We start from the raw sequence: 17,817 nt of genomic DNA on the forward strand, positions 1-17,817 counted from the left end.
CGCAACTCCGCAGTGCGGACAACTGGAGGTGGGCCAACTATTGGTTGCGGACAAACGATTTGAGGAGCAAGGCGCGGATGGCGGTTTCGATGTTGGTGTCATCGGTGCTGAGCTTGCGGACTCCACAACTCCGCATTGTGGACAATCAAGCAGGGACCAACTATTGGTCCGCACCCACCAAATTCGAGCCGGGATGTCTGGGTCGGTGGGCTGTTTCCAGCTACAAGGGCCCAGCTATTCGGCGTAAAACAGCGATTGTTGAGGACCTGATAGCTGGATCCGCGGTTATGGGGCGGACGCGCTAGCCCTTGCTCGCGATGCGCCGGGCGATGTCGCGGGCGAAGGGGCTCACACCGCCGATGGTCCCGGCGCCGGGGCCGTTGAGCGAGTCGAAGCCCAGGACGAACAGGCCGGGCGTGTCCAGGCCGCGCTCCAACCCCCGCACGGGAGACAGTGCGGGGCGGAAGCCGGTGGCCCAGATCAGGGCGTCGAAATCCGAGAGCTCGTCCAACGACTCGACCATGGGTTCGGCGTCCAGCAGATCGAGTGATCGGGCCCGGCGGACTTCGGGGACGAGGACGATGTCGCCGCCGAAATCGGCGCCTCCGGGATCGTCCTCGCCGCGTGAGATGGCGACGAAGCGCTCGCGGTTACGGCGGAAAAGCTGCTCGCCGTCGACATCCTCCGGCATGAACGCGGGCGGTCGGCGGGTGAACCATTGCACGTCCACCCCGCCGAGTGCGAGGTCCGCGACGATCTGCGCACCGGAGTTTCCGCCCCCGACGACAGCGACGCGCTGCCCGGCGAAATCCTCCGGCCGCCGATACTGAGCCGAGTGCCCCTGCTCCCCCGCGAACGACCCGGGGATGAAGGGCACAAACGGTGCGGACCAGATGCCGGTGGCCATCACCACATTGCGGGTGGAGTGGCCGTTGAGGTGGAAAGCGGAGCCGTCGTGATGCACGTGTTTGACGCGCTCACCTCGTCGGATGGGCAGGTCGTAGCGCTGCTCGTAGTCGGACAAATACTCAACGACGTGATCGCGCGGCGGGTAGCCGTCGTAGTGGGGCATGGGCCAGCCGGGCAGGTTAGAAAACTCCGCGCGGGAGAACAGAGTCAGTGCGTCCCAGTAGTGCGGCCATGCCCCGCCGGGCTCATCGGAGGCGTCGAGAACAACAAACGAAGCGCCATATTTACGCAGGTAGTACGACACGGCCAGGCCGGACTGGCCGGCGCCGACAACGACGGCGTCAAGCATGGGTGTCCCGGGTGCATAGCGCGGTCGCGGGGCGGACAAATTCGGCGATGCGGCTAGCCGGCGCGGTGGCGGGGCCGAACGGGGTCTCGGCGGCGAGTGACGCTGCGAGCGCGTGGACGGTCACCGCCCCGGTGGTTGTGGCGGCTATGGCGGCGTCGGCGTATGGGGTGCGTGCCGCAGCCAGCGCCAGGTGCGCACCCATGATGCCAGCGAGCACGTCGCCGGAGCCGGGTGTCGCAGCCCAAGAATGGCCGGCGTCGACGGCGTGGATCAGGTGCGGCTCGTCCTCCGGCGCGACCAGGGTGATTCGGCCCTTGCGCACGATGGTCGCGCACAGCGTTGCAGCGAGGGCGAGTGTCTCTTCGAAGCGGATTCCCGCGGCAACTCCGGCCGCTTTCTGGAGGCGCGCGAACTCGCCGTCGTGGGGCGTGAGCACTGTAGTCTGCTGCCGTTTGGCCACCTGTTGGCGCAGGTCAGGGTGTTCGGCGAGGAGGGTGAGGCCGTCGGCGTCGATGAGCACTGGCACCTCCTGGCGCAAGATCCAGGAGAGCTCAGCGGCGGCCGCCTTGTCGGTGCCGGCGCCAGGGCCGAACACCCAGGCCTGCACCCGTCCCGCATCCTCGAGCGTTTGCGTGACGACGACCTCCGGATGTGCCCGCACCACCTCAGCGGCCTGCGGACCGGCGTAGCGCACCATTGCCGGCGAGGCGTGTACAGCACCAGACACGGCGAGTAGCGCGGCACCCGGATACCCGTCACTACCTGCGCGGACGCCCACTACTCCCCCGCTGTACTTGTCGTCGTAAGGGCCCGGCTCGACGGGGCGGACCGACGCGGCACGGAGCGGGGTGAGACTACTGGGCCAATGGCCGGGGCCTGGCACGGCCCGGTTGGCGAGCACTAGTGCGGGTCCCTCATGCGCCCATTCGGGCAGGGTTTCCAACAGCGCACTGTGCAGCGGGCGCCCCGGCAGGCCGATGTCCGCGAGCAGCTGCACCCCGCACTCCGGGGCAAGCGCGTGGGCGCGTCGCCACCCGCCGAACGTGACGGTGGCATCGGCGGAAACGTGCAGCTCACCCGCTACGCCGGTGTTTGCATCCACGCCGGAGGGAACGTCCACAGCCAGAACCTGCACGCCCCGCAGCCATGCAACCACGTCTGCGAGTTCCCCGCGCAGCCCGCCGGATCCGCCGATGCCGGTGATGCCGTCGATGGCAAGGGCGTATTCCGCGGAACCTTCGGGCAGCCGTTCCAGCACAGTGCCGCCGGCGTTGGTGAACGCCGAAAGGGCCCGCTCTTGGGCGTGTCCGGCAGTCAGCAACGCATCCACGTTGTGGCCGGCGAGCTGCAACTCGGCACCGGCGTAGAGCGCGTCGCCGCCGTTGCCGCCCGGCCCGGCGAGCACGAGAGCGCGGCCGCCTGCACCGTTCCCCAGCATCGCCTTCGCCGCCTCGAACACCGCGTGTGCCGCCGACTGCATGAGCTCGTCGGGGTGCGACTGGGAATCCAGCAACGGTGCTTCCGCGGCCCGGACCTGGTCTGCGGTGAAAGTCGTGGCGTGCATGCGCACCACCCTACCCGCGCCCTAAAGTGCCTGGCAGGACGGGCAAAAGAACAGGTTGCGGCCCTCAAACTGCTGCTTTTCGACGGAGCGCCCGCACACGTAGCAGGGCTCGCCGGTGCGGCGGTAGACGTAGACCTCTCCCCCGTGGTCGTCCTCCCGCGGGGCGCGCGACATGGCCTCGGGCAAGTGTTCGGGGCGCACTGTGTCGATGCGCCCGGTGGCCACCCCGTCGGCCATGAGCGCGACCAGGTCGGCCCAGATGGCGTCGAAACGCTCACGGCCCAGCTCCCGGCCCGGGGTGAACGGGGAGATGCCCTGGCGAAACAGCGGCTCGGCCCGGTAGATGTTGCCCACACCGGCGAAGTAGGCCTGGTCCATCATCAGCGAGCCGATGGCGCGCCGGGAGCGCCGCACCCGCTCGAACAGTGCGTCCGGGTCTGCGGCGGGGGAAAGCGGGTCCTCGCCGGCGGCGTCCAGAATCGCCTGCTGCTCCGCCGGGGTGATGTAGGCGCATGTCTGTGGTCCGCGCAGGTGGGCGGCTATCTCCCCTGCTCCCCCGTCCGGCACGAGCCGCAGTCGGATCTGGCCGCGCAGCGTGTCGGCGGGCTCAAAGGAGAACTTCCCGATCAGACCCAGGTGCACGTGCACGATCGCGTCCGTGAACTGCAAAAACAGGTGCTTTCCGTGGGCTGCAGCGTGGGTGAGCGGAGTGCCGTCGATAAGCGAAGGCTCGAAGCGCCCCTGCGGGGAGCTCGCGGCAACTGGCGCGGGGCGGAAATCCGTGTTGAAGCGGCGCGCAAGCCGGTGAATGACATGACCCTCAGGCACGGTCGCTGACTGTACTATTGCACCCATGTCGTATGAGATCGGGTTCGACCGCGAAAAATACATCCAAATGCAGTCCGAGCACATCCAGGAACGGCGCGCGGAGGTGGGCGGCAAGCTGTACCTGGAAATGGGCGGCAAGCTTTTCGACGACAACCACGCCTCCCGCGTCCTGCCCGGATTCACGCCCGACAACAAGATCGCCATGCTGGACCGGATCAAGGACGAAGTGGAGATTGTCATCTGCTTCAACGCCGGCGACGTGGTGCGCCAGAAGATGCGCGCTGACCTGGGCATCAGCTACGAAGACGACGTGCTACGGCTCGTGGACGTGTTCCGGGACCGCGGATTTTTGGTGGAAAACGTTGTGGTCACGCAGCTGGAGGGCCACAACCAGAACGTGGAGGCCTTTGTGGAGCGCCTGGGCCGGCTGGGGCTGAAGGTGGCGCGCCACTACATGATCCCGGGCTACCCGAACGACACCGCGAAGGTGGTCAGCGAGGAAGGCTTCGGCCGCAACGACTACGTGGAAACCTCCCGCGACCTGGTGGTCATGACCGCGCCGGGGCCCGGTTCCGGCAAGCTGGCAACCTGCCTTTCCCAGGTGTACCACGAGCACAAACGCGGCATCGACGCTGGTTACGCCAAGTTTGAGACGTTCCCCATCTGGAACCTGCCGCTGTCGCACCCGGTGAACCTGGCGTACGAGGCCGCCACGACGGACCTGGACGACATCAACGTCATCGACCAGTACCACCTGGACGCCTACGGGGAGAAGGTCTCCTCCTACAACCGCGACATCGAGGTTTTCCCGCTGCTGAAGACGCTGCTGCGGGAGGCCACCGGCGCGGACCCGTACCAGTCGCCGACCGACATGGGCGTGAACATGGCGGGCTACTGCATCTCCGACGACGCCGCGTGTCGCCACGCCGCCGAGCAGGAGATCATCCGCCGCTACTACGCGGCGCTTGTGGACGAACGCCGCGCCGACGCCGACTCCACCATCTCCGACCGCAACCTCAACGTCATGCGCAAGGCGGACCTTTCCGTGGAGGACCGCGTGGTGGTCGCGCCCGCGCTCGAGGTGGCGGAGCGCACCGGCAAGCCGGGCGCGGCGCTGGAGCTGCCGGACGGGCGCATCGTCACCGGCAAGACCTCCGACCTGCTCGGACCGTCCGCCGCGGTGCTGCTCAACGCCTTAAAGCTGCTGGCCGGCATCGACGACGACGTGCACCTGCTCTCCCCCGATTCCATCGAGCCGATCCAGACGCTGAAGACCCGCCACCTGGGCTCGGTGAACCCGCGTCTGCACACCGACGAGGTGCTCATCGCGCTGTCCGTGTCGGCGTCCGGCAACCCGGACGCGGCGCTGGCGCTGGAGCATTTGCGCAGTTTGCGCGGGTGCGACGCGCACATCACCACCATCCTGGGGTCCGTGGACGAGGGCATCTTCCGCAACCTGGGCGTGCTGGCCACCTCGGAGCCGCAGTACTGGCGCAAGGCGCTGTACCACAAGCGCTAAGTTTTCCAATACTAACTATTGCGCTCGTTTCGGTTATGGTTTATTGTCGAGCGCATGCGGGAACAGCAATCTCCGGTGGAAGACGCACTAGCCGAGCTCAACAACAACCTTGCCGTGGCGCGCACGCGCGCAGAAGACCACGTCACGCTGCCGAAACAGACCGCCGTGTGGGTCCGTGACCTGCTCGAGGACCTCGCGGAGGGCCGCCTGGTGCGCCCGCCCGAACCGGACGAGGAGATGACTACCCAGCAGGTGGCCAACCTGCTCGGCGTCTCGCGCCCGTTCGTGGTCAAGCTCATTGACGACGGCAAGCTGCCCGGCCACAAGGTGGGCACCCACCGCCGCGTGTACACGCGCGACGCCCACGCGTTCAAGGAAAAGCGGGGTTAAGGTGCGGGAGCTTTCGCTTAGCGACGGCGCACGCGTCCTCGCCGTCGTCGCCCACCCCGACGACATGGAGTACGGCGCCTCGGCCGCCGTGGCCAAATGGGCCGAAGACGGTATCGAGGTGGCGTACCTGCTGCTCACGCACGGCGAGCACGGCATCGCGGGCGGGGATCCTGTGCAGGTGCGCGAGATCCGCGCGAAGGAGCAACGCCGCGCCTGCGACATCGTCGGCGCAGGGGAGCTGGAGATGCTCGACTTCACCGACGGCCTGCTGGAACACACCCTTGAGCTGCGCAAGGCCATCGCCGGAAAGATCCGCACCTTCAAACCCACCGTGGTGCTCACCCAGGACTGGAGCGTTGTCGCCCCGTGGGGCCTGAACCAGGCGGACCACCGGGTGGCGGGCATAGCGGCGGTGGACGCCGCGCGCGACGCTGGCAACGAGTTCCTCTTCCCGGAGCTGGGCCCGCGCCACCAGGCGGAAACGCTGCTGGTCACCGGAGCCCACGAGCCGGACGTCGCGGTGGCGGTGGAGCAGCGGCACGTGGAGAAAGGCGCACAGTCGCTGGACGCCCACGAGGCGTACTTCCAGGCGCTACCGGACCACCCCAGCGGCGCGGAGATCGTCGGCGGGGCGGCCACGCAGGGCGGGGAAGCGCTGGGAGTGCCGCTGGCTATCGCGTTCAAAGCCTTCGACCTCTAACTTTCCCCGCTGGCCTGGGTGGACATAGACTGCCAGGCATGACCAGCAAGATCCTGCTCTACTACAAGTTCCAGCCCATCGCCGACCCGGACGCGGTGCGCCTGTGGCAGCGGGACCTGTGCGAAGGACTGGGGCTGACTGGGCGCATCATCGTGTCCAAGGACGGCATCAACGGCACCGTCGGCGGCGACATCCGCGCCTGCAAGACCTACGCCAAGAAAACCCGCGAGTACTTCAAGGGCATCGAGTTCAAGTGGTCCGAAGGCGGGGCAGAAGACTTTCCCAAGCTCAGCGTCAAGGCCCGCGAGGAGATCGTCTCCTTCGGCGCGCCGGGCGAGCTCAAGGTGGACGACAATGGCGTGGTTGGCGGGGGAGTGCACCTCACCCCGGAGCAGGTCAACGAGCTGGTGGCCGACAACCCCGAGGCCGTGTTCTTCGACGGCCGCAACGCCCGCGAAGCAGAGATCGGCAGGTTCAAAGGCGCGGTGGTGCCGGACGTGGAAACCACCCACGACTTCATCAAGGAGCTCGACTCCGGCAAGTACGACTGGATGAAGGACAAGCCCGTCATCTCGTACTGCACCGGCGGGATCCGCTGCGAGGTGCTCTCCAGCCTCATGATCAACCGCGGGTTCAAGGAGGTCTACCAAATCGACGGCGGCATCGTCCGCTACGGCGAAAAGTTCGGCAACTCGGGGCTGTGGGAGGGCTCGCTGTACGTCTTCGACGACCGCATGCACACCGAGTTCGGCGCGCCGGGCGACCCGGACTACGTGCAGCTCGGCCACTGCGTGCACTGCGGCGCGGCCACGAACCAGTTCTACAACTGCGCCAACGAGCCGGAGTGCCGCCGCCAGTACTTGAGCTGCGAGGACTGCCGCGAAAACAACCCGTACTGCGGGGAGTGCGCCCAGCGCGCTACTGCGTAGCCAAGATCCCCAGCGTGATAATCAACCACGCCATGGTGAAGGGCACCAGCGGGATCCAGAACACGCCGATCCAGGGGATCCAGCGTTCGTAGCGGTTGAGCTTGCGCACGGTGATCACCGCGCAGGTCAGTAGCCCCACCACCGGCGGGATCGAGGTGGTCACGGCCCACCACGTGCGCCAGGACTCGGTGCAGAGCCAGGCGGAGCTGCCGTCGCAAAGCGGACCGCCCTGCGCGCGCGAGATCACCGCAAGAATGAACGCCAGCAGTAGGGTCACGGCTACCGTGCTCATCGCGAACGTGATCGCCTGGCGGGTGGAGCGGCGGTTTTTCCGGTCCACCTCCAGCGGATCCGGCTGGTCCGCGAGCTCGTCGAAGGAGCGCGGCTCGGGCCGCATACGCGAGAAACGGTCGGCGGGGGAGTGAAGGTCGTTCTCCGGGTGCTCCATGGAGCCCAACCTACTGCGCCTTCGGGGAGTGCGGGCACACCACCACAGGCACCGAGGCGTAGCGGATGAACTCGCCTTCCAGCGTGCCCACAAACACGCTGGTGAACTGGGGCGACGGATGGGTCCCCAGGAACATGATGTCGCCCTTTTTCCACTTCACCGAATCAATGGAGCGCTTCCAGCTCTTCGCCGCCGAGACGGAGCTGGTGACGTGGAAGGTGTCGCACACGTCCGGCGCGACCTCCGCCGCCAGCGCCCACGCGTAGTCGCGGGCGTGGTCGAGCATGCCCAGCGTCTGCTCGTTCCAGGTAGACGTGTGCTTCTCGTAGGCGGTGGGGGAAAACGCGATAATGCGCAGCGGCAGCCCCAACTTGCAGGCCAGAGCGGTGGCGTAGTCCAGGCCGGAAAACTCCGGCTCAGCTGGGTCGTCCTCCGCCACGATCGCGTACGTCACGCGGGTGATGCCCTTCTTGGAGAGCTTCACCCCGCGTGGCGCAAGCCCCAGCGGGACGGGGCAGGAGCGCATCATCTCGTCCGCAACGCTGGACGGGCGGAACCGGCCCTTCGGCGTCTTCGCGCGAGAGCCCATCAGGATCAGGTCCGCGCCGAAGTCCTTCGCGGTCTCGTACAGGGAGCGCACCCTGTCCTTGCTGTCCACGAGGCGGGAAACGTCCTTCGACCACTGCTCGCGCGGGATGTGCTCCGTCAGCGCCTTCTCCACGCGGGAGTCGAAGGTGGCCTGCGCCTCCTTCATGCGCTTCTTGCGGCCCTTGGTGGCGTTGGCCAGGGATTTTGTCCATTTGGACTGGGTGCTGGACATCACCTGCACGGTCACCGGCAGCGAGCGGCCGAGCCACGCGGCGAACTCCACTGCCTCGGTGTTTGCCACGTCCCAGCCCACAAGCACGCGCAGGGGAAAGGCAAGGTCCGCAAGATGGGCGCTGTCAGCGCTGGGGGAGCTGCTCAGGGCCTTCCTCCTTGACACATGTCCGCATACGCGAGTTTTCAGATAATACAGACATCATAAACATGTGCCGTCCTGGAGACGGAAAGCGGTTAGTCCGCGGAACCGGTGGCGTACGCGCGGGCGAGGTCGTTGAGGACCCCGGTCAACGAGTCCAGCTTCTCCAGCGCCTCCGCATCCAGCGCGCTGAGCATCTGGGCGAGGGAGCGGGTGCGTTCTGCGCCGACGCGCTCCAGCTCAGCGCGGCCGAAATCTGTCAGCTCCACGGACACGCCGCGGCGGTCGTCCACCGAACGCACGCGCCGCACCAAATTGCGCTTTTCCAGCTGGTTGACGGTGTTGGAGGCCGTGGGCAGGCGCACGCCTTCCTCGGCGGCCAGCCTGCTAATTCGCGTGGGGCCGCTGAAGCCAAGCCTGTGCAGCACGGACAGTTGCGGGCCGGTCAGGTCCGAGTCCTCCGCGTTGCGGAAGTACGCCACGTACAGGCTGGTCATCGCGGGGCGGATGTCCGCCGCGATCCGCATGGCTTCCGCGGAGGGTTCGTCGTGCGCCGCCACTGTGCACCTCTTTCTTCCAAGTACTTTTCAAAATTTAGCAGCAAGGACTGGGGTTATGATGGCCGGGATGTTCACGTACGAGCACGAGGTGTCCCACGAGTGGCAGCGCCGCCAGACGCTGCGCGAGCTCAAGCGGGGGCATTTGCCTATCGACGAGGTGTGCGACGCCGACTTCCTGCTCCGCGCCGCCGCGCAGCACCACGGCGAGGATTCCGCCCGGCCCTGCCCCGTGTGCGGCGAAGTGATGCGTGACGTGCGCTGGGTCTACTCCGAAAAGTTGGGCAGGCGCACAGGCACCGCGCGCAGCGAGGAGGAGATAGACAGACTCGTGGGCGAGGTGGGGGCGCTGACCGTCCACGTGGTGGAGGTGTGCCCGTCGTGCAAGTGGAACCATCTGTTACAAGAAGTCACAGCCGTACCAGTAGTGTGAATCCGAACTGGGCAGGTAGGGTGTCCGGTAGGAATGTAGTAGGTAGCTCGCCCGTTTGCCCTCCCCGCGGGCGCGGCGGGTGCAATTGTGCAGGGAAAACGTGTGACTGAACAGAGCGCTGAAAAGAATACGGCGAAGGCGAAGGGCTCCAGCGGCACCACGGCCGTGAAGAAAAAGAAGAAGTCCCGCGCGTGGCAGTGGGTGCTTGCCTTCTTGCTGTTCCTCCTCCTGCTCGCCTGCGTGCCGGTCGGCTGGTTTATGTGGAAGTACTCCAAGGCCGAGGTCCCGGAACCAGGCGAGATTGAGACGGCGCAGATCTCCTCGATCTACTTCAACGACGGCGAAAACGAGCTCGCCCGCCTCGTGCCGCCCGAGGGCAACCGTGAGCAGGTGCCCCTCGAATCTGTGCCCGAGGAGGTGCAGAATGCTGTGCTGGCCGCGGAGGACCGCGACTTCTGGACCAACTCGGGCTTCTCGCCCACCGGTTTCGCCCGCGCGGCGCTGGGGCAGATCACCGGCAACACCTCTGCAGGCGGTGGCTCCACCATCACCCAGCAGTACGTGAAGAACGCGCTGGTGGGCAACGAGCACTCCTACGAGCGCAAGGCCAATGAGCTGGTCTACTCCGTGAAGATGACCAACCAGTGGTCCAAGGAGGACATCCTCCGCGCCTACTTGAACACTGTGTACTTCGGCCGCAACGCCTACGGCGTCGAGGCCGCCGCGCACGCCTTCTTTGACAAGCCGGCGTCCCAGCTCACCGTCGAGGAGGGCGGCGTGCTGGCCGCCTCCATCCAGCTGCCTAGCGAGCTGGATCCGTGGACGAACCGCGAGGCGGCGGAGCAGCGCTGGAACTACGTCATGGACGGCCTCGTGGAGATGGGCAAGGTCACCCCGGAGCAGCGCGCCGGGATGGTGTACCCGGAGACGCGCGACCCGGCCTCCTACTCCGCCTACACCGAGGCCACCGGCCCGAACGGCCTGATCAAGAACCAGGTGATCCAGGAGCTCGAGGCACTGGGCATCACCGAAAGCGACTTGACCAACCGCGGCCTGCAAATCACCACCACCATCGACGCCGCCTCCCAGGCCAACATGGAGCGCATCGCACGCGAGCGCCTGACCAACCTGCAGGAGGACGCGCGCACTGGCGCGGTGGCCGTGGATCCGTCGACAGGCGCAGTGCGCGCGTACTACGGCGGCGACGACCCCTCCGGCTGGGACTACGCCAACGCCGGCCTGCAAACGGGCTCGACGTTCAAGATCTTCGCCCTCGCAGCCGCGCTGCAGCAGGGCATCCCGCTGACGTCCATGTTCGATTCTTCCCCGGTGACCCTGCCGGGCAACCACGTCGTGACCAACTGGGACGGCGGCGGAGGCGGAATGCTGTCCATGACTGAGGCCACCCGCGTATCCTCCAACACCGCCTACATGCGCATTCAAGACGAACTGGACAACACCACGCAGGACACCGCCGACATGGCGCACGCCCTGGGCGTGGCCAAGTCCATCCCCGGCATTCCGGTGACCCTGCGCGAAAACGGCGGCCAGCCCTACGAGGGCATCGTGCTGGGCCAGTACCAGTCCCGCGTGCTGGACATGGCCACCGCCATGTCCACACTGACCAACCGCGGCTTGATGCACCCGACCCACTTCGTGGACAAGATCGTGGACGCCAACGGCGAGGTCCTCTACCAGGTGGACAACGACTACACCGAGCGTCGTGTCGCCGAGCAGGTCGCCGACAACACCCTCCAGGCCATGCAGGGCGTGGCCGGCTACTCCAACGCCGTCCTCGCCGGCGGCCGCCAGTCCGCGTCCAAGACGGGCACCGCCCAGATGGGCGACACCGGCAACAACAAGGACGCCTGGATGGTCGGCTCCACCCCGCAGCTCGCCGTGGCCGTGTGGGTGGGCACCGCCGACAACACCTCGCCAATCTTTAACGAGTGGGGCGGCATCATGTACGGCTCCAACACCCCGTCCCAAATCTGGAAGCAGTTCCTGGACACCGAGTTGGAGGGCCAGGAGTTCATGAGCTTCCCCAACGCCAACCCCGTCTACTGGGGCGTGAACCCGTACTCCGGCGGTGTCGGCCTGGGCGGCTACTACTCCAACCCGGCGCCGAGCTACACCGGCGGCACCGGCCAGGCGCCGTCCGCCCCGAGCTCCGCGGCACCGGCGGACCCGTCGGCCCCAGCAGCGCCCGAGGCACCGGGCGGGGAGGAGGCACCGGCGCCCGCACCCGCACCGGCGCCAGCCCCGGCACCCGCGCCAGCCCCCGCGCCGGCACCGGCGCCAGCGCCGAACCTCAACGACACGATCAACGACGTCCTCGATCAATTCCAGGGAGCGTTCCAATAAATGACTGAGCCGACGCAGACTACGCAGGTCACCTGGCCGGACCCGGCGGACCGTGTCCAGCCCGGCCGCACCGAGCCGCTCGCGCGCGGCTGGGTGGAGTTCCTCGGCGGGCCGATGGGCCGCTTCGCCCAGATCGGCCGCGCCCGGTTCTGGACGCCGCTGCGCTCCATCCTCGCCGTCGCATACGTCTTCTTGTCCTTCGGCCTGCTGCAGAAGGCGCACTGCGCCGGCGGCAAGGCCGACGACAACGGCATCATCCAGCTCAACTGGGACGGCAACCGCCAGTACACCGCCGCCTGCTACAACGACATCATTCCGCTCTACGGCGCCCGCGGCCTGGACCAGGGCGGTTTTGTCTACGACTACTCGTGGGTGGAAGACGGCCTGACCCGCTACATGGAATACCCGGTACTCGCCGGCCTGTTCCAGCAGCTGTCCGCCTGGCTGTCGCGCAGCACCTACTTCCTGGTGGACAACTTCGTGCCGGATTCCGGCTGGTACTTCTACGTCACCGCGCTGCTCATGTCCATCATCTGGGTGATCACCATCCGCATGGTCGCCGAGCTCGCGGGCAACCGTGTCTGGGACACCCTCCTGGTCGCCGGCTCTCCGCTGCTGATCGTCCACGCGTTCACCAACTGGGACATCCCGTCCATCTTCTTCGCCGTCGCCGCGATGCTGGCCGCCCGCAACCGGAAATTCTGGCTCGCCGGCGTGCTCATCGGCCTGGGCACCGCGTTCAAACTCTGGCCGATCTTCCTGCTCGGCGCGTACCTCACCGTGGCGCTGCGCAAGCGCGACCTCGTCCCGTTCGGCAAGATGCTCGCCGCCATGGTGGTGTCCTGGCTCGTGGTCAACGTGCCGGTCTACCTGCGCAACCCGGATGCCTGGGGTGAGTTCAACCGCCTCAACACCGACCGCGGCTGGGAGTGGACCACCATCTACGCGGTCATCTCCCGCATGACCGGCTGGACCGGCTTCGACTCCGGCGAGGGCGCCCCGGTGATCCTCAACGCCGTGACGCTGATCCTGTTCCTGCTGGGCTGCCTGGGCGTGCTCATCCTGGGCCTGAAGGCGCCGCAGACCCCGCGCATCGCTGAGCTGGTGGCGCTGATCGTCGGTCTGTTCCTCATCTTCAACAAAGTGTGGAGCCCGCAGTACTCCCTCTGGTTTGTCGTCCCCGCGGTGCTGGCGCTGCCGTACTGGCGCCTCCTTTTGTCCTGGATGGTCGTGGACATGGCCGTCTGGCCGGTGCTGATGTGGCACATGATGGGCGCGGACAACATGGGCGTGCCGGGCTGGTTCCTCAACATCGTGATCATCTCCCGCGACGCTTTCATCATCGCCATCATGGTGCTGGTGGTGCAGCAGATCCTGGGCAAGCGCCGCGACAAGGTCCGCGACGCCCACAACGGCCACGACCCCCTCATGTCGCTGCCGTACCAGTGGAAGGAGCCTTTGCCTATCGACGCCCCTCCGGCCGAACCCACGGACGCCGAGCCGGCCGGCTCCACGGCAGTGAGGGCCTAGCCGATGAACGCCACCACAACCCTGGGCATTGCCTCCATCGTGGTGGCGTTTTTCCTGTTTAGCGCCTCGTTCTATTTTGCGGTGAAGGGGCGGAAGCAAGCGTCGATAAGCTTCGGCTTGATCGCCTTCCTCTTCATGACCGTTATCCCTGTCTCCCTCGCCCTCTTCTCGGCGGTGCCGAACCCGCACTAGGCGGATTTTGTACGAATCGACATTTCGGCCGCTTCTGGCGTTGCAAACGCCCAGGTCGGCATTTTGCCGCGTTGATTCGTGCACAACGTGGGTCCGCACCAATAGTTGGTGGCGGCCGGATTGTCCGCAATGGGGAGTCCGCACACTGTTCGCCCGAGCGCACCGGGAACCCGAGGTTTTGAGCTGGTCAAACCGTGGGGTAGTCTGTTCGGGTTGCTTGACGCAACGACCCTCCTGCCATGACCACAAGGGTGATGGCCGAAAACAACCGAGACCATAGGAGGTGATGAGGTCCGTGCGTCACTACGAAGTAATGATCATCCTCGATCCGCAGCAGGATGAGCGCACCGTTGCCCCGTCCCTGGACAAGTTCCTGGAGATCGTCCGCAAGGAAAACGGCAAGGTGGAAAACGTTGATGTGTGGGGCAAGAAGCGTCTTGCTTACCCGATCAACAAGAAGGAAGAGGGCATCTACGCCGTTGTCAACCTCGACTGCGAGGCAGACACGGTCAAGGAGCTCGACCGCGTGCTGAACCTGAACGAGAACGTTCTGCGTACCAAGGTTCTGCGTACCGACAAGTAAGAACCGGTAGGCTCAGAAACCACACGATCAGCAGGTAGGAAGGTTTAGGACATGGCTCAAGGCGATACCCCAATTACCGTTGTCGGCAACTTGGTTGCGGACCCGGAGCTGCGCTTCATCCCGAGCGGCGCTGCCGTTGCGAATTTCCGCATCGCGTCCACGCCCCGCACGTTCAACCGGGAAACGAACCAGTGGGAAGACGGCGAAGCCCTGTTCCTCACCTGCAACTGCTGGCGCCAGATGGCGGAGAACGTCGCGGAGTCCCTGACCAAGGGCATGCGCGTCGTGGTCACCGGCAAGCTGCGTCAGCGTTCCTACCAGACCAAAGAGGGCGAAAACCGCACCGTGTTCGAGGTCGAGGTCGACGAGGTTGGCCCGTCCCTGAAGTACGCCAGCGCGTCTGTCACCCGCAATCCGCGTGAGGGCGGTGCGGGCGGCTACGGCGGCGGCAACCAGGGCGGCCAGCGCGGCGGTTTTGGTGGAAACCAGGGCGGTTTCGACCAGGGTGGCCAGGGCGGCCAGGGCCAGAATCAGGGCCAGGGCGGCTACAACCCGGCGAACGGCGGCTTCGGCGGCCAAAGCCAGGGCCAGACCCAGGGCAACCCGAACCAGTCCCAGCCTCAACATGATCCGTGGGGTTCCGCTCCGGATGCCGGCGGTTTTTCCGGCGGCGCGGGCGATGAGCCACCGTTCTAAACGACAACCACACATCAAGCATTTTTCACCATAAGGAAGGTTAGGATTATGAAGCTGATCCTCACCGCTGCCGTCGAGAAGCTTGGCGAGCCTGGAGAGGTCGTCGAGGTCAAGGACGGTTACGGACGCAACTTCCTGCTCCCGCGCGGCCTGGCTATCCCGGCTACCCGCGGCGCAGAGAAGCAGATTGAAGACATTAAGCGCGCCCAGGCTGAGCGCCAGGTCCGCGACCTGGATCACGCGAAGGAACTGCGTGACCAGCTCGACCAGCTCAAGGGCGTCAAGGTTGCTGTGCGCACCGCTAACAACGGCAAGCTGTTCGGCTCTGTGAAGGCCGGCGACATCGCCGACGCTGTGAAGGCCGCTGGCGGCCCGAACTTGGATAAGCGCCGCATCAACGTGCCGAAGGGCCTTGTTACCAAGACCGGTGGCTACCAGGTCAAGGTCAACCTTCACGACGACGTGGAGGGCAAGGTGAACTTCGAGGTCGTAAGCGCATAACGCTTATCGACGACTGCTCCGCCTGAGAACGGAAAACTGCAGTCCAACGACAACAGCATTTAAAAGCGCGGGTCCCACTTGTGAGGAGTGGGGCCCGCGCTTTTAGTGTGCCGATACAATACCGCCCATGACGTTTTCCGTGGCGCGCCGCGTGCGCACTTTGGCTGTGTCCCTCCTGCTCGCGGCGGCTGCTGCGGCCGGGTTCGCCATGCCGGCGCAGGCCGTGGCGATGTACGCCGGCGACAGTATCCGCGTCGCGTACAGCGACGGTTCCCGTTACGGCTGTTCGCTGAATACGGTGGCGCACCGCGACGGGCAGGCTTACGGCGTGACGGCGGGCCACTGCCTGGCGCCGATTGGTGGCGCGGTGCCGGTGGCGGTGTACGCGGCGGATGGCCGCACGAAGATCTCGGGCGACCTGCGGGATTCGGGCTACGAGATGCGCGGCGACAATACGCTGGGCAGCCCGCTCCGAGACGTCGCCTGGTTCCCGCTGGCCGGCGGCGTTACCAACGCCGCGGCCGCCCGCGGTGGGGCCGTCGACATCCCGGTCATCGGCGCGGTCAATCCGTTGTCGGACGCAGTCCAGCGCATCAACCCCACCCGCCGTGTTGCGGGCTACCACCCGGTGACGGCGGTGAAGCCGGGCCAGATTGTGTGCAAGGACGGCGCGCGCACCTCGCGCACCTGCGGCCCGGTGTTGAAGGTGAACCCGGACACCGGCGAGCTGGCAGTGCTGATCTTGGCGTTGCACGGCGATTCCGGCGGGCCGGTCTACACCGTCAACCCGGATGGCAGCGCGAACATCATCGGCGTGGTCTCCGGCACGGCGTTCGGCGTGCTGCTCGCGGTGGACGGACTGCTGCCGCTGCCCGCCGGATTGCGGTAGTTGTCAGGGTGTGTATATCCTCTCGGATATACACTTGAACTAGGGGTGATTGCTATGGCCGAACCAATTCAGGACGGGCCAGTCCGCACGACAGTGTTCATGTCGGGAAACAGCCAGGCCGTCAGGATTCCGGCGGCACTGCGCTTTGATTCGGACAGAGTGATGATCGAACGTGTGCCGGAAGGTTTGCTGCTGCGGCCGGAGGAAGAATCGTTCGGGCATGTGGTGGCGAGGTTGCGCGAGTTCCAGCGCGTAAACGGTATTGAACCTGGGCTGGTCGAAGAAGTTGATGATCTGCCGGAGGACCTTCCCCCCGATCTTGACCGCGGCGACGAGCGATAGGAGATTCGGTGCGGTACCTCCTTGATACAAATGTGTGGATCGATATTGAACGTGGTGACCATCCAGAGGTTGTTCGCAAAAGTTCTGAGCTAGCTAGTGCGCAGCTTTGCTTATCAACTGTGGTTCTTGGCGAAATTCAGGCCGGAATCGAGAGGTCCCGCAGGCCAGAAGCTATGCGGCGGGTGTACGACCTCCTGCTGCACGGTTGCCCTGTGTTCGAGGTCGATCGGGAGTCCGCATGCCTATACGGCAAGCTCCGGTCTGATCTCCTGAATCGGGGGCAGGTCATCGGCTCGAACGACCTCTGGATCGCGGCGCAGGCGATCCGAAATGATCTAGTGCTTGTGACTGCAAACGAGCGCGAGTTTGCGCGCGTGCCCAACCTGAAGCTGGAGAATTGGCGGTAGCCATGTTCGTCACCCAGGTCCGCATCGACGCGCCGGTGGAGGGCTACGCCCGCGACCTGCCGGTGGTGCGTCGCTTGGCTGAAAAGCCCCTCGAGCTCGCGCAAACCACGATCCTCACCGGCGACAACGGGTCGGGGAAGTCCACGCTGGTGGAGGCGATCGCTATGGCCGCCGGCGCCAACGCCGCGGGCGGTTCCCGCCACGCCCAGTTCCAGGCAGCGGACCATTCCCGGCTCCACGCCTCGCTCACGTTGACCCGCCGCGCGAACCCGAGCGACGTGTACTTCCTGCGCGGCGAAACATACCTCGACCTCGCCGAATACCATGAAAGCCTCGGAATCGAAGACCCGTTGCAAGACCTCACTCGCCGCAGCCACGGCCAAGGCATCATGCGCATGGCCCACGAACGCTTCGGCCCGGACTCTTTGATCATCCTGGACGAGCCCGAAGACGGCCTCTCGGTCTTCTCCCAGCTCGAACTGCTCGGCCTGCTCGCGGTGCTGACCCGCCGCGGCGCGCAAGTGCTCATCGCCACGCACTCCCCGGTGCTGCTCGCCGTCCCCGACGCCCGCATCCTCGCCGTGCCCACCCTGGAGCACATGCCTTTCGAGGACTGCGAGCCCGTCACCGCCACCCGAGAGTTCATCGACGACCCGGCCGGCACGGCGAGATTCCTGGTGGACGGCTAGGGAGCCTGCCCCTGAGCGCCCATGTCGATATCTCGAG

21 protein-coding genes are annotated in these 17,817 nt (G+C 66.0%); 15 read left to right on the plus strand and 6 right to left on the minus strand.

Annotated features, from left to right (window positions below):
- Positions 1 to 301: 301 nt before the first annotated feature.
- Genes ACF3NP_RS10790 through ACF3NP_RS10800 form a run of 3 tightly spaced genes read right to left on the minus strand, consistent with a single transcriptional unit; the run spans position 302 to position 3,650 of the window.
- Positions 302 to 1,258 (minus strand): NAD(P)-binding domain-containing protein, encoded by a 957-nt coding sequence (locus tag ACF3NP_RS10790; protein ID WP_392398682.1) that lies wholly within the window; start codon positions 1,256 to 1,258, stop codon positions 302 to 304.
- Positions 1,251 to 2,822, minus strand: a complete 1,572-nt coding sequence (locus tag ACF3NP_RS10795) for a bifunctional ADP-dependent NAD(P)H-hydrate dehydratase/NAD(P)H-hydrate epimerase (RefSeq protein ID WP_392398683.1) — start codon at positions 2,820 to 2,822, stop codon at positions 1,251 to 1,253. The genes ACF3NP_RS10790 and ACF3NP_RS10795 overlap by 8 nt, the downstream gene beginning before the upstream one ends.
- A gap of 21 nt (positions 2,823 to 2,843) precedes the next feature.
- On the minus strand, positions 2,844 to 3,650 hold the full coding sequence (locus tag ACF3NP_RS10800) for an Fpg/Nei family DNA glycosylase (RefSeq protein ID WP_392398684.1): 807 nt from the start codon (positions 3,648 to 3,650) through the stop codon (positions 2,844 to 2,846).
- A 25-nt stretch (positions 3,651 to 3,675) separates the two neighbouring features.
- Between ACF3NP_RS10800 and ACF3NP_RS10805 the strand changes: the two genes are divergently transcribed.
- Genes ACF3NP_RS10805 through trhO form a run of 4 tightly spaced genes read left to right on the plus strand, consistent with a single transcriptional unit; the run spans position 3,676 to position 7,188 of the window.
- The gene (locus tag ACF3NP_RS10805) at positions 3,676 to 5,169 is read left to right on the plus strand and encodes a DUF1846 domain-containing protein (protein WP_392398685.1); all 1,494 of its coding nucleotides are present in this window, start codon (positions 3,676 to 3,678) and stop codon (positions 5,167 to 5,169) included.
- 54 nt (positions 5,170 to 5,223) lie between these two features.
- The gene (locus tag ACF3NP_RS10810) at positions 5,224 to 5,559 is read left to right on the plus strand and encodes a helix-turn-helix domain-containing protein (RefSeq protein ID WP_181889315.1); all 336 of its coding nucleotides are present in this window, start codon (positions 5,224 to 5,226) and stop codon (positions 5,557 to 5,559) included.
- Position 5,560: 1 nt separating this feature from the next.
- On the plus strand, positions 5,561 to 6,259 hold the full coding sequence (locus ACF3NP_RS10815; protein WP_239307184.1) for a PIG-L deacetylase family protein: 699 nt from the start codon (positions 5,561 to 5,563) through the stop codon (positions 6,257 to 6,259).
- A gap of 38 nt (positions 6,260 to 6,297) precedes the next feature.
- On the plus strand, positions 6,298 to 7,188 hold the full coding sequence (gene trhO / locus ACF3NP_RS10820; RefSeq protein ID WP_239307183.1) for an oxygen-dependent tRNA uridine(34) hydroxylase TrhO: 891 nt from the start codon (positions 6,298 to 6,300) through the stop codon (positions 7,186 to 7,188).
- On the opposite strand, the gene ACF3NP_RS10825 is transcribed toward trhO, so the two are convergent.
- The 3 genes from ACF3NP_RS10825 to ACF3NP_RS10835 form a co-directional block, all read right to left on the minus strand.
- Positions 7,178 to 7,636: a hypothetical protein gene (locus tag ACF3NP_RS10825; RefSeq protein WP_181889313.1), complete on the minus strand. Its 459-nt coding sequence runs from the start codon at positions 7,634 to 7,636 to the stop codon at positions 7,178 to 7,180. The two genes, trhO and ACF3NP_RS10825, sit on opposite strands and share 11 nt — an antisense overlap.
- Positions 7,637 to 7,646: 10 nt before the next feature.
- Positions 7,647 to 8,621: a universal stress protein gene (locus ACF3NP_RS10830; protein WP_269952725.1), complete on the minus strand. Its 975-nt coding sequence runs from the start codon at positions 8,619 to 8,621 to the stop codon at positions 7,647 to 7,649.
- Between the two features lie 71 nt (positions 8,622 to 8,692).
- Positions 8,693 to 9,157 (minus strand): MarR family winged helix-turn-helix transcriptional regulator, encoded by a 465-nt coding sequence (locus ACF3NP_RS10835; RefSeq protein ID WP_311389932.1) that lies wholly within the window; start codon positions 9,155 to 9,157, stop codon positions 8,693 to 8,695.
- A 67-nt stretch (positions 9,158 to 9,224) separates the two neighbouring features.
- On the opposite strand from ACF3NP_RS10835, the gene ACF3NP_RS10840 reads away from it, so the two are divergent.
- The 11 genes from ACF3NP_RS10840 to ACF3NP_RS10890 all read left to right on the plus strand — a co-directional run bounded on the left by ACF3NP_RS10840 (position 9,225) and on the right by ACF3NP_RS10890 (position 17,780).
- Positions 9,225 to 9,587 carry a DUF5318 family protein gene (locus ACF3NP_RS10840; RefSeq protein ID WP_239307182.1) on the plus strand — a complete coding sequence of 121 codons (363 nt, stop codon included), beginning with the start codon at positions 9,225 to 9,227 and terminating at the stop codon, positions 9,585 to 9,587.
- Between the two features lie 102 nt (positions 9,588 to 9,689).
- Positions 9,690 to 11,951: a transglycosylase domain-containing protein gene (locus ACF3NP_RS10845; protein WP_392398686.1), complete on the plus strand. Its 2,262-nt coding sequence runs from the start codon at positions 9,690 to 9,692 to the stop codon at positions 11,949 to 11,951.
- Positions 11,952 to 13,481 (plus strand): glycosyltransferase family 87 protein, encoded by a 1,530-nt coding sequence (locus tag ACF3NP_RS10850; RefSeq protein ID WP_392398687.1) that lies wholly within the window; start codon positions 11,952 to 11,954, stop codon positions 13,479 to 13,481.
- A 3-nt stretch (positions 13,482 to 13,484) separates the two neighbouring features.
- Entirely contained in the window at positions 13,485 to 13,673 is a 189-nt protein-coding gene (locus ACF3NP_RS10855; RefSeq protein WP_259351729.1) for a hypothetical protein, read from the plus strand.
- Between the two features lie 286 nt (positions 13,674 to 13,959).
- Complete coding sequence (gene rpsF, locus ACF3NP_RS10860) at positions 13,960 to 14,256, plus strand: 30S ribosomal protein S6 (RefSeq protein WP_181889308.1); 297 nt, start codon at positions 13,960 to 13,962, stop codon at positions 14,254 to 14,256.
- 51 nt (positions 14,257 to 14,307) lie between these two features.
- Positions 14,308 to 14,952 (plus strand): single-stranded DNA-binding protein, encoded by a 645-nt coding sequence (locus tag ACF3NP_RS10865; protein ID WP_181889307.1) that lies wholly within the window; start codon positions 14,308 to 14,310, stop codon positions 14,950 to 14,952.
- A gap of 48 nt (positions 14,953 to 15,000) precedes the next feature.
- Positions 15,001 to 15,453, plus strand: coding sequence for a 50S ribosomal protein L9 (gene rplI / locus ACF3NP_RS10870; RefSeq protein ID WP_181889306.1), 453 nt, complete (start codon positions 15,001 to 15,003; stop codon positions 15,451 to 15,453).
- Between the two features lie 127 nt (positions 15,454 to 15,580).
- Positions 15,581 to 16,342: a chymotrypsin family serine protease gene (locus ACF3NP_RS10875; protein ID WP_181889305.1), complete on the plus strand. Its 762-nt coding sequence runs from the start codon at positions 15,581 to 15,583 to the stop codon at positions 16,340 to 16,342.
- Positions 16,343 to 16,396: 54 nt separating this feature from the next.
- A complete protein-coding gene (locus ACF3NP_RS10880; protein WP_181889304.1) occupies positions 16,397 to 16,684 on the plus strand; it encodes an antitoxin in 288 nt (95 codons plus the stop codon).
- Between the two features lie 8 nt (positions 16,685 to 16,692).
- Entirely contained in the window at positions 16,693 to 17,091 is a 399-nt protein-coding gene (locus tag ACF3NP_RS10885; RefSeq protein ID WP_181889303.1) for a type II toxin-antitoxin system VapC family toxin, read from the plus strand.
- A complete protein-coding gene (locus ACF3NP_RS10890) occupies positions 17,082 to 17,780 on the plus strand; it encodes an AAA family ATPase (RefSeq protein WP_392398688.1) in 699 nt (232 codons plus the stop codon). Before ACF3NP_RS10885 ends, ACF3NP_RS10890 begins: the two co-directional genes overlap by 10 nt.
- Positions 17,781 to 17,817: the final 37 nt, after the last annotated feature.

This window comes from Corynebacterium lehmanniae (assembly GCF_043161975.1).
Classification (GTDB): Bacteria; Actinomycetota; Actinomycetes; order Mycobacteriales; family Mycobacteriaceae; genus Corynebacterium; species Corynebacterium lehmanniae.